Here is a 12,921-nt window from a genome sequence, read left to right on the forward strand (position 1 = left end):
AACGTGAAGCGTGATCGGAGCGAACGAGATGAGCAGTGACGGTCCGTCCGGTCGGCTGAGGGATTCCGACTCCCCGATCGCAGTGGTGGGACTCGCGCTCCGCCTCCCCGGCGCCTCCACCCCCGAAGCGTTCTGGCGGATGCTGTGCGAAGGACGCGAGTCGATCACCGCACCCCCGGAACGCCTGGGCGTGTCCTCCGCGAACCGCGACCACTACTGGGGCGGCTATCTCGACCGGCCGGAGGAGTTCGACGCCGCCTTCTTCGGGATCTCCCCCCGTGAGGCCCTGGCGATGGACCCCCAGCAGCGCATCATGCTCGAGCTGAGCTGGGAGGCCCTGGAGAGCGCCCGGACGGCGCCGGACTCCCTGCGCGGCTCCGAGACGGGTGTGTTCACCGGCGCCATCTCCTCCGACTACTCGCTCCTGCGGAGCCGGTCCGACGGCGGCGCCCATCACACGATGACCGGCACCCAGCGCGGCATGATCGCGAACCGGGTCTCCTACACCCTCGGCCTGTCCGGCCCCAGCCTCACGGTGGACAGCGGCCAGTCGTCGTCCCTGGTCGCCGTGCACATGGCCGCGGAGAGCCTGCGCCGGGGCGAATGCTCCCTGGCACTGGCCGGAGGCGTCAACCTCATTCTGGCCCCGGAGAGCACCGAGGACGCGGCCCTGTTCGGCGCACTGTCCCCGGACGCCCGGTGCTACACCTTCGACGCGCGTGCCAACGGCTACGCCCGGGGTGAGGGCGGGGCAGTGGTCGTGCTCAAACCGTTGGAGCGGGCCCTGGCCGACGGCGACCCCGTCCACGCCGTCCTGCGCGGCGGCGCCGTCAACAACTCGGGCCAGACCTCCTACCTGGCGCGCCCCGAGGCGCCCGGGCAGGAGGCGGTCCTGCGCGCGGCCCTGCGGCGGGCGCAGGCCGAACCGTCGCAGGTGGGCTACGTCGAGCTGCACGGCACGGGCACCCCCGCGGGGGACCCCGTGGAGGCCCGGGCCCTGGGCTCGGTGTTCTCCCCCGGCCGTGAGGACCCCCTGCACGTGGGATCGGCCAAGACCAATGTCGGCCACCTAGAGGGCGCCGCGGGCATCGTCGGCCTGGTCAAGACGGTGTTGAGCCTGTCCCACGGTCAACTGCCGCCCACCCGGAACTTCTCCGAACCCCACCCCGACATCGACCTGGAGGCCCTGCGGCTCAGCCCTCAGACCCGGCGTGAGCCCTGGCCGGTGGACGCCCCGCTCGCGGGTGTGTCCTCCTTCGGTGTGGGAGGCACCAACTGTCACCTGGTCCTCGGACCGCCCCCGCCGGCCAAGTCCGACCGCTCCGGCCCGGCCGCGGGGGAGGGGGCGCTGTCCCCTGTCCCCTGGGTGCTGTCCGCCCGTTCGGAGGAGGCGCTGCGCGCGCAGGCTTCGGCACTGCACTTCTTCGTCTCGTCCCGGCCCGGACTGCGGGCGCAGGACGTGGGCCTGTCCCTGGCCACGACCCGCACCGTGTTCGAGCACCGCGCCGTCATCTTCGCCCCGGTGGACGACGGATCGCGCGAACCGGAATCGATCCCGCCCGCACCGGTACCGGTCGAAGGCTCACGTTCCCGGCCGGTACTGGTCTTCCCCGGACAGGGCGGGCAATGGGAGGGGATGGCCCGCGACCTGCTGGACGGCGACGGTGTCCTCGCGGCGGGGTTCACACGGCGGCTGCAGGAGTGCGAGAGGGCCCTGGAGCCCTTCGTGGACTGGTCGGTGGCGCAGGTGCTGCGCGGAGACCCCCAGTCCCCGGCGCTCACCGGTCCGGAAGCCCGGGTGGACGTGGTGCAGCCGGTGCTGTGGGCGGTGATGGTGTCCCTGGCCGGGGTGTGGTCCGACCTGGGAGTCGAGCCCGCCGCGGTGATCGGGCACTCGCAGGGCGAGATCGCGGCCGCGTGCGTGGCCGGGATCCTGTCGCCGGAGGACGGGGCGCGTGTGGTGGCCCTGCGCAGCCGTGCGCTGCGGGCCCTGGCCGGGAGCGGCGGCATGGCCTCGCTCGGGGTGTCCCCCGAACGCGCGGCCCGCCTGGTCGAGAGCGTGCCGGACCTGTACCTGGCCGCCGTCAACGGCCCCTCGTCGGTCGTCGTCTCGGGCGGCCGGGAGGCGGTCCGCCGGGCCGTGGAGCACTGCGTCGACGCCGGGGCGCACGGCTCCCTGGTCGACGTCGACTACGCCTCCCACTCCGCCCACGTGGAGCGGATCCGCCGAGACCTGGCCGAACTGCTCGGAGAGGTCGAGACCCGGCCGGCGCGGGTGCCGTTCTTCTCCACTCTGACGGGTCGCGCCCTGGACCCGCAGGCGCCGGCCCTGGACGCCGGGTACTGGTACCGGAACCTGCGCGGTACCGTCCGCTTCGCCGACGCCGTGCGGGCGGCGGTGGAGGACGGACACAGGGCCTTCCTGGAGGTCGGGCCGCATCCGGTCCTGTCCTTCGGCATCACGAGCACCCTGGCGGAGGCGGGGGTCGAAGGGGTGGCCCTCAAGACCTTGAAGCGCGACCGCGGGGACCAGGCACAGATGCTCGCGTCCGCCGCCCTGGCCTTCACCGCCGGAGTGGACGTGGACTGGGGGGGCCTGTTCCGCGGGACCGGCGCGCGCCCGATCGACCTGCCCACCTACCCTTTCCAGCGCACCCGCTTCTGGCCGGGGGAGGCGGTGCCCGGGACCGGGGCCGCCTCCCGCGGAGGAGCCGCACGCGCGGGGAACAGTACCGCGGAGCTGGTCACGGCGCTCACGGCGCGCGTGCTGGAACGGGCTTCCCTGGCCGCCGACGACGAGCGCAGGGCCTTCCGCGACCTCGGCTTCGACTCGATCATGTTGCGCGAGCTCGCGGCCCTGATCACCGCTGAGACCGGAGTCCACCTCCACGACACCGTCCTGTTCGACCTGCCCACTCCCGCGGCCCTGACGGAGTTCCTGGTCACAGAGATCGGGGACCGGGCACCCGAGCCGTCCGGAGACGGGGGCGCGCAGCCCGCCCCCGCCGACCCCGTGCCCGCGCCCTCCGCGATCCCGGCTCCCGCGCTCTCCGCCGCCCCGGAGCCGGAGGACGACCCGATCGCCATCACCGCCATGTCCTGCCGGCTGCCGGGAGGCGTGCGCTCCCCCGAACAGCTGTGGCGGCTCGTCGAGGAAGGGGTGGACGCCATCGGCGACTTCCCCGACGACCGGGGATGGGATCTGGAGGGTATCTACCATCCCGACCCGGGGACCCCCGGCCGCACGTACACGCGGTCGGGCGGGTTCCTCTACGACGCTCCCCTGTTCGACCCCGGCTTCTTCGGTATCAGCCCGCGCGAGGCCGACGCCATGGACCCGCAGCAGCGCCTGCTGCTCGAGGTCTCCTGGGAAGCGGTCCGCCGGTCCGGGCTGAGCACGGACGACCTGCGCGACCGGCAGGTCGGAGTGTTCGTCGGCGCCATGCCCGGGGACTACGGGCCGCGCCTGGCGGACCCGGGCGCCGGCACCGACGGCGGTTACCGCCTGACGGGCAGCACCCTGAGCGTGGCATCGGGACGCATCGCCTACTACCTCGGACTGCACGGCCCGGCGCTGACCATCGACACCGCCTGCTCTTCCTCGCTCGTCGCGCTGCACCAGGCGGCGGGGGCGATCCGCCGGGGCGAGTGCGAGATGGCCCTGGCCGGGGGCGTCACCGTGATGTCCACCCCCGGCATGTTCCTCGAGTTCTCCGCGCAGCGCGGCCTGTCCCCGGACGGCCGCTGCCGCGCCTTCGGAGCCGGGGCGGACGGCACCGCCTGGGCCGAGGGGGCCGGCATGCTCCTGCTGGAGCGCGCCTCCAGCGCCCGCCGGGCGGGCCGTCCCGTCCTGGCCCTGGTCAGGGGTAGCGCGGTCAACTCCGACGGGGCGAGCAACGGGCTCACCGCACCCTCTCGGGAGGCCCAGGAGAGTGTGATCCGCAGCGCGCTGGCGGCGGCCGGAGTGGCGCCGGAGGAGGTCGACGCCGTAGAGGCGCACGGCACCGGTACACGGTTGGGGGACCCGATCGAGGCCAAGGCGCTGATCGCGGTGTACGGGCGGGCGCGCGGTGACTCCGGCGAGGACCTGCGGCTGGGTTCGCTCAAGTCCAACATCGGGCACGCCCAGGCCGCGGCCGGTGTGGCCGGGGTGATCAAGATGGTGGAGGCGTTGCGGCACGGGCGGCTGCCCCGCACCCTGCACGCCGACCGGCCCACCGACAAGGTGGAGTGGGACGGCAGCGGTGTGCGTCTGCTGCGCGAGGCCGAGGAATGGCCGGACACGGGCAGGCCCCGTAGAGCGGCGGTGTCCTCCTTCGGTATCAGCGGCACCAACGCGCACGTGGTACTGGAGGGCGTCGCCGACGAGGGAGCGCCCGTCGTCGCGCCCGAGGACCCCTTCCGGCGCGAACGCCATTGGGCGGGCACGGAGCCGTCGGCGGCTCCGGCCGGGCCGCCGACCGCGCCCGGGGCCCTGCTCGACGGAGGGCTCGAGCTGGCCGACGGGCGGACGGTGTTCGGCGGGCGCCTCGTCCTCGCCGAACACCCGTGGGCCCGCGACCACGGTCTGTGGGGACGGACGGTCCTCCCGGGCACCGCGGTGGTAGGGCTGGTCGCGCACGCGGCCGCGCACACCGGCGCCGCGACCGTGGCCGAACTGGCCCTGGAGGCACCGCTGGTCCTGCACCGGGGCACGGGCCTCCGAATCCAGGTCACAGTGGACGGGGAAAAGGACGGGCTGCGCCGGGTGAGCGTCCACGCGCGCCCGGACGGTGCCGCGAACGCCCCGTGGACCCGGCACGCCTCCGGGGCCCTGGAGTCCGGCGGCGAGCCCGCCTCCGAGCCCGTCGATACCGCCCCGTGGCCCCCCGCCGACGCCGAACCCGCGGCCGCCCGTCCCGACTACGCGCTCCTGGCAGGACGGGGACATTACTACGGCCCCTCCTTCCGGGGGCTGCGGGAGGTGTGGCGGCACGGCGGTGACCTCCTGGCCTCGGTGGCTCCGCCCGGGGCCGACGCCGCGGGCTTCCCCGGCCCCCACCCGGCCCTGCTGGACGCCGCGCTGCACGCCGTCCTGCTGTACGGGCGGACGGGCGGGGAAGTCCCGCTGGTCCCCTTCTCCTGGTCGGGGGTGCGCGTCCACTCCCCGGGTGGGAAGGGGACTCCGGGAGCCCCCCTGCGCGCCCGCATCTCCGAGATCGGCCCCGACCGCTACCGCGTGCGCCTGAGCGAGGGGGACGGCACCCCCGTGGTGACCGTCGACGAGCTCACCCTGAGGCCGCTGCACGAGAGCGCCCTGCCGCCGCGCGACCCCGCCGAGGTCCCCGGCCTGTACGAGACGGTGTGGGAGAAGGCCCCTGTCCCGGCCCCGGGTACGACGGTCCCCGCCGACACCCCGGGCCTGGACGCGCTGGACCCGGACCTGCCCGTACCGCCTGTGGTCTACACCGAACTGCCCGCGGGTCTCGTCTACTCCGGCGACCCGGTCCCCGACGCCGTCCGCAGGGGACTGGAATCGGCCCTGGAAGCCGTCCGGTCCTGGCTGGCCGACCCCCGGACCGAGCACGCGCGCCTGGCCGTGGTGACCTGGCGGGCGGTGGCCACCGACCCCGGGAACCGGATCGCGGGTCTGGCCGCGTCCCCGGTGTGGGGGCTGCTGCGGGCGGCCCAGCGCGAGCATCCGGGACGCCTGGTCATCGTGGACTCCGACGGCTCCGAGGAGTCCCACCGTGTCATGGCGGAGGCCGTCGGTTCGGGCGAGCCCCAGTTGGCCCTGCGCACGGGCACCGTACTGGTGCCCAGGCTGGTGAAGGCGGCGGACGCCGGACGGGACCCGGCTCCGCCGGGAGCGCCGTGGCGCTTGGACACCCGGGGGCCGGGGTCCCTGGAGGACCTGGTGCCGGTACAGGCACAGGATGCCGCCCGGAGGCCCGGGCCGCATGAGGTCCGGATCGCCGTGCGTGCCGCGGGAGTGAACTTCCGCGACGTCGTGGTCGCCCTCGGCCTGGTCGAGGGCGAGACGGGTATGGGCATCGAGGGAGCCGGGATCGTTCTGGAGACCGGTTCCGAGGTGGCGGACCTGGAGCCGGGTGACCGGGTGACCGGCCTGTTCGACGGCGCGTTCGGTCCTGTGGCGGTCGCCGACGCCCGCAGGCTCGCCCGCTTCCCCGACGACTGGACGTTCGAGCAGGCCGCGGCCGTCCCCGTCGTCTTCCTGACCGCCTACTACGCGCTGGTGGATCTCGCCGGTGTGCGCCCCGGGGACAACGTCCTGGTGCACGCGGCGGCGGGCGGCGTGGGAACGGCCGCCGTGCAGCTCGCCCGGCACATGGGCGCGCGCGTGTTCGGGACGGCCAGTCCGCACAAGTGGGCGGGCCTGGCCCCCTACGGACTCACCGAGGACCGGCTGGCCTCCTCCCGCGACCTGGATTTCGAACGGCTCCTGCGCGCGGCCAGCGGCGGGCGCGGCATGGACGTGGTCCTCAACTCCCTCAGTGGAGAGTTCGTGGACGCCTCCCTGCGGCTGCTGCGCTCCCCGGCCGACGGCGGCGGGCCCGGCGGCCGCTTCGTGGAGATGGGCAAGACCGACATCCGCGAGGTGGAGGACGTCGCCGCCGCCTATCCCGGCCGCGAGTACCAGTCGTTCAACCTGCCCGATGTGGACCCCCAACGGATCGGTCAGATGCTGAGGCGGATCCTGGAGCTCTTGGCGGGCGGCACCGTCGCGCCGCCGCCCGTGACCGTTCACGAACTGAGCGAGGCCCAGGACGCCCTGCGCTCCCTGCAGCGCGGCGACAACATCGGCAAGCTGGTGCTGACCGTGCCCGCTCCCTTCCCCCAGGAGCGCACGGTCCTGATCACCGGCGGCACCGGCACACTGGGACACCGGATCGCCCGTCACCTGGTCACCGGCTACGGGGTGCGCTACCTGCTGCTGACCAGCCGCAGCGGTCCGCGGGCCGAGGGACAGGACGAGCGCACCGCGGAGCTGGAGGAACTGGGCGCACGCGTCCGGGTCGAGGCCTGCGACGCCGCCGACCGGAAGGCGCTGGCCGACCTGCTCGGCGGTATCCCGGGGGACCGCCCCCTGGGCGCGGTGGTGCACGCCGCCGGTGCGCTCGACGACGCCACCGTCACCTCGCTCACCCCGGAGGGGCTCGAACGGGTGCTCCGTCCCAAGGTCGACGCCGCCTGGAATCTGCACGAACTGACCGCCGGCACCGATCTGGCCTCGTTCGTGCTGTTCTCCTCCGCCGCCGGAGTGCTGGGCAACCCCGGCCAGGGCAACTACGCCGCCGCCAACGTCTTCTGTGACGCGCTGGCCCACCACCGCCGGGAACGCGGTCTGCCCGGGGTCTCCCTGGCCTGGGGCCTGTGGGCCGGAGGGAGCGGTATGACGGACCACCTGGACGGGGCCGACCTGGCGACCCTGGGGCGCGGAGGTCTGCTGCCGATGGCGCCCGAGGACGCGCTGGCCGCGTTCGATACCGTGCTGGCGTGGAACCTGGCCAACAGCGTTCCCGCACTGTTGGACCCGGCCGGGGCCGCCGGCATCGGCGTCCTGCGCGGCCTGGTCGAATCCGTGGAGGAGAACGGAGCGGACCACGACGGGGCCCCCGGCCGGTCCGGCGGGCCGTCCGGGGAGGCCGACCCCGCCGCCCGCTTCCGAGGGATGGACCCGGAGGAACGCGAGCGCGCCCTGCTCAAGGAGGTGTCCGTGCACACGGCCGTCGTGCTCGGCCACGGCCCGGGGGCCGACGCCTCGCGCGTCGCGGTCGACCGGCCCTTCAGCGCGCTGGGCCTGGACTCGCTCACAGGCCTGGAGCTGCGCAACCGGCTCGCGTCCTCGGCCGGGGTACGGATACCGGCCACCGCGGTCTTCGACCATCCGACCCCCCGCGCCCTGGCGCGGTTCCTCGACGGCCTGTTGGTGCCCGCGCCGACGGCGCCGGACGGTGGGGGACAGCACGCCACCCGCCCCCCCGAACCCCGGGACGGCGCCGGCACCCCCGAGGGCGGTATCGACGCCATGGGGGTCGACGAACTCGTGAATCTCGCTTTGCAGGGGGAGACCCCCTCACTCGTACGCGGACAGGAGAGGGCAGATGGCTTCCGGTGACGACCGCCTGATCGAGGCACTCCGGTCGGCTCTGAAGGAGAACGCCCGACTGCGGCAGGAACTCGACCGGGCGGCCCCCGGCGAGCCGATCGCCATCGTGGGGATGGGGTGCCGCCTTCCCGGAGGCATCGACTCCCCGGGAGAGCTGTGGGAACTGGTCGAGGAGGGCCGTGAGACGGTCGGCCCGTTGCCCGACGACCGCGGGTGGGACCTCCCCGGTCTGCTGGGCGAGGAGGGAACGGAACCGCGGTCGAGGATGCGGCAGGGCTCCTTCCTCCAGGCGGCGGCCGACTTCGACCCCGGGCTCTTCGGCATCTCCCCCCGTGAGGCCGAGGCCATGGATCCGCAGCAGCGGCTGCTGTTGGAGGTGGCGTGGGAGACCCTGGAGAACTCCGGGATCGCCCCTCTCTCGCTGGCGGGCGGTGACACGGGTGTCTACGTCGGCACCCTCACCCCGGAGTACGGCCCCCGGCTGTCCGAGGCCCCGGACGACGGGCTGACCATGACGGGGACCGCGCTCAGCGTGGCCTCCGGGCGGATCTCCTACAGCCTGGGGCTCACCGGCCCCGCGATCACCGTGGACACCGCCTGCTCCTCCTCCCTGGTGGCCGTGCACCTGGCCGTGCGTGCGCTCCGGTCGGGGGAGTGCTCACTGGCCCTGGCCGGCGGGGCGACGGTGATGTCGTCCCCGGGCCCGCTCACGGAGTTCACCCACCTGCAGGGGCTGGCGGCCGACGGCCGCTGCAAGGCGTTCGGGGCGGACGCGGACGGCGCCGGCTTCTCGGAGGGCGTGGGCCTGGTGGCGCTGGAACGCCTGTCCGACGCGCGCCGCCGCGGCCACCGGGTCCTGGCGGTCATCCGGGGCGGGGCCGTCAACCAGGACGGCGCCTCCAACGGGCTCACCGCACCCAACGGACCCTCGCAGGTCAAGGTGATCCGCGCGGCGCTCGAGGACGCCGGGCTGACCCCCGGGGACATCGACCTCGCGGAGGCACACGGTACCGGCACCCGGCTCGGCGACCCCATCGAGGCACAGGCACTCCTGGAGGCCTACGGGCAGCGCCCGGCGGACCGGCCCCTGTGGCTGGGCTCCCTCAAGTCCAACCTGGGCCACACCCAGGCGGCGGCCGGCGTCGCGGGCCTGATCAAACTGGTCCAGGCCCTGCGTTACGGCGTGCTGCCCAAGACCCTGCACGCCGACGAGCCGACCCCGTACGTGGACTGGAGTTCGGGTGCGGTGCGCCTGCTGACCGGCGCGCGGCCCTGGCCGAGCACCGGAGCCCCCCGCCGGGCGGGCATCTCCTCCTTCGGAGTGAGCGGTACCAACGCCCACCTGATCGTCGAGCAGGCCCCGGCGGACGACGGGGACCGGGAGCCGGGCGAACGGCGCGACAGGCCCGGACGGATCCTGCCCTGGGTGCTGTCGGCCCGTGACGGCGAGGCTCTGCGGGGGCAGGCGGCCCGGTTGCGCGACCACCTGCGCGGCGACCCGGGGGCCGACCCCGTCGACGTCGGCTGGACCCTGGCCACCGCCCGGTCCGCTCTGGAGCACCGGGCCGCGATCGTGGCCGGGGAGCGGACCGGGTTCCTCGACGCCTTGGACGCCTTGGCGGAGGGAAGGCCGCACCCCCGCGCCGTGACGGGACGCGCCTCGGGCGACCGCAGGCCCGTCCTCGTCTTCCCCGGACAGGGCGGCCAATGGGCCGGCATGGCCGTCGAACTCCTGGAGACCTCGCCGGTGTTCGCCGGGCGGATGGCCGAGTGCGAGAAGGCCCTGGCCCCCTATATCGACCGGCCGCTGTCGGAGACACTGCGGCGCTACGGGGACGGCACGGAGGCCCTGGACCGCGTGGACGTCGTCCAGCCGGTGCTGTGGGCCGTCATGGTCTCCCTGGCCGAGCTGTGGCGCTCCCACGGGCTGCGCCCGGCCGCCGTGGTGGGCCACTCCCAGGGGGAGATCGCCGCCGCCTGCGTGGCGGGCGCGCTGTCCCTCGAGGACGCCGCCAAGGTCGTGGCAACGCGCAGCAGGGCGCTGCTGGAACTGTCGGGCACCGGGGCGATGGCATCGGTCTCCCTGCCCGTGGACACCGTCCGGGAGCGCGTCGCCGGAGCGGCCGGCGTGTACGTCGCGGTCGTCAACGGCCCCGGTACCACGGTCGTCGCGGGCGACCCCGGGGCGGTGCGCTCCCTGGTCGCGGAGTACGAGGCGGCAGGGGTCCGGGCCCGGATGATCGCGGTGGACTACGCCTCGCACACGCCGCACGTGGCGGCCCTGCGCGGCTCCCTGGAAACCGCCCTGGCGGGTATCGCCTCCCGCGAACCCGAGATCCCGATGTACTCCGCCGTCACCGGTGGGCGGTTGGTGGGCGCCCCTCTCGACGCCGGGCACTGGTACCGCAACCTGGCGGAACCGGTCGAGTTCGACAAGGTGACGCGCGCCCTGCTGGAGGACGGGTACGACGTTTTCATCGAGGCGGGTCCGCACCCCGTGCTGGCCGAAGCCCTTCAGGACACCGTGGACTCCGCCGATGCACCGGGTGCAGCCGTGCTGGGCACCCTCCGCCGCGGCGAGGGCGGTGCCGACCGGTTCCTGGCCGCGGTGGCCCAGGCGTGGACCCACGGGGTCGACCCGGACTGGGCGGGGGTGTTCGGCGACGATGCCCGTGTCGTCGACCTGCCCACCTACGCCTTCCACCGACAGCGTTTCTGGCGGTCGGGAGGGGGCGACGGTTCCCGGGCCGGGGTCCGCCCCGCCCGCGACGGATCCGGCACCGGTGCCCCTCCCGCGCGGGGATGGACCTACCGAGAGGAGTGGCGGCCCGCCGGGGCCTTCGGCGGAGAGTCCGTGCCGACCGGGGCGTGGTTGCTGTTCGGCCGCGGGACCCCTCCCCGCGAGGTCATGGACTGCGTCGCGGCTCTGGAACGCCGGGGCCACCACGTCCGTATCGTGGACGTCCCCCCGTCCGCCGACCGCCGGGCCCTGGCGTCGATCGCGGCCCGGGCGGGAGAGGGTGCCGCACCCGTGGTCGGCGTCGTATCGGCCTTCCTGCATCCTCCCGGTACCCCGGGGGCCGCCCTGCCCACGGAGGCGGCCGGGCAACGGGACACGGTCGCGCTGATCCAGGCCCTGGGCGACGCCGGTGTGGACGCGCCCCTGTGGTGCCTGACACGGGGCGCCGTACCCGCCTCCGGGCCGGTGACCGACCCCTCCGGCGCACTCGTCTGGGGACTCGGCCGGGTCGCGGCCCAGGAGCACACGGATCGGTGGGGCGGCCTCGTCGATCTGCCCGCCGAGTGGGAGCCGGACACGGGGGAGGCGCTCGCCGCCGTCCTGGCGGGAGAGACGGCCGCGGGGGAGGACCAGCTCACGGTCCGCTCCGGCGGTGTCCTGGCCCGCCGGATCGTTCGGGCGCCGATGGACCGGATCCAGGCCGTGCGCCGCTGGGAACCACGCGGAACCGTGCTGATCACCGGCGGGACCGGGGCTCTGGGCGCGCACACCGCGCGCCGTCTCGCCCGGCGCGGCGCCGAGCACCTGCTCCTGGTGAGCCGGAGCGGACCGCAGGCCCCGGGCGCGGCGGAACTGGAGGAGGAACTGCGCGGATCGGGGGCACGCGTGACGATCGCCGCGTGCGATGTCGCCGACCGGTCCGCTCTGGAACGGCTCCTCGACCGGATCCCCGACGAGTACCCCCTGCGGGCGGTGGTGCACACCGCGGCCGCCTTGGACGACGCCGCGATCGCGGACCTGCGCCCCGGCCAGGTGGCCGCCGCCCTGCGCGCCAAAGCCGACGCAGCCGTGCACCTGCACGAACTGACGCGCGGGCGCGACCTGTCGGCGTTCGTGCTGTACTCCTCGGTCTCCTCGGTGTTCGGGGTGGCCGGGCAGGGCAACTACGCACCGGGCAACGCCTTCTGCGAGGCCCTCGCCCATCACCGCCGCTCGCTCGGACTGCCCGCAACGTCGGTGGCGTGGGGCGCCTGGTCCGGGAACGGGATGGCCCAGGACACGGTCGTCTCCGAACTCCTGAACCGCCACGGGCTGCCGGGCATGGACCCCGAGGACGCCCTCGCCGTTCTGGAGCAGGCGCTCGACCGGGACCTGACCGCGCTCGCCGTCGCCGACATCGACTGGCCGCGGTTCCGCACCGCGTTCACCGCGAACCGGCCGAGCCCGCTGATCGGGGAACTGGGCGCACCTTCCACCGGGGCCGAGCCCGGCACCGCCGGGCTCGCGGAGCGGTTGGCCGGCCTCGACCGGGCCCGACGGCGCGCGGTGCTCACCGAGCACGTGTGCGAAGAGGCGGCCGTCCTCCTGGGACACCCCTCCGGTGCCGCGATCGACGCCGATCGCGGACTGCGGGACCTGGGGATGGACTCGGTCACGGCGGTCGGACTCCGCAACCGGCTCGCCGTGCTCACCGGGCTGAAGCTGCCCTCCGGGCTGGCCTTCGCCCACCCGACGTGCGCGGCGCTCGCCCGCCATCTGGAGGAGAGGATGTTCGGCGGCACCGAGCAGGCCATCATGACTCGGATCGACGGCATCGAGGCCGCCCTGGCCGAGCACGAGGGTCCCGACCTGGACCGCGACGCCGTCGCCCGGCGGCTGCGCGTCCTGTTGGACCGGCTGTCGCCCCCGGCGCCCGGCACCGCGGACGACCGGGATCTGGAATCCGCGAGCCGGGAGGAGCTCTTCGCGTTCATCGACGATGCGCTGCGCGACTGATCGGCGCACCCCGGCACCCGGAACCCGGCCCCTCCCGTGTCCGGCCACGGACACGGACAACGTGAATCGGTGAGGC

At 74.7% G+C, this 12,921-nt stretch carries 2 protein-coding genes; both read left to right on the plus strand.

From position 1 onward, the window contains the following. Window positions 1-28: 28 nt before the first annotated feature. Complete coding sequence (locus ACFVNO_RS16840; protein ID WP_378893708.1) at window positions 29-8,119, plus strand: SDR family NAD(P)-dependent oxidoreductase; 8,091 nt, start codon at window positions 29-31, stop codon at window positions 8,117-8,119. Continuing rightward, window positions 8,106-12,845 carry an SDR family NAD(P)-dependent oxidoreductase gene (locus tag ACFVNO_RS16845; protein ID WP_378893538.1) on the plus strand — a complete coding sequence of 1,580 codons (4,740 nt, stop codon included), beginning with the start codon at window positions 8,106-8,108 and terminating at the stop codon, window positions 12,843-12,845. Before ACFVNO_RS16840 ends, ACFVNO_RS16845 begins: the two co-directional genes overlap by 14 nt. Window positions 12,846-12,921: the final 76 nt, after the last annotated feature.

This window comes from Nocardiopsis sp. NPDC057823 (genome assembly GCF_042797335.1).
In the GTDB taxonomy this organism is placed as follows: Bacteria; Actinomycetota; Actinomycetes; order Streptosporangiales; family Streptosporangiaceae; genus Nocardiopsis; species Nocardiopsis changdeensis.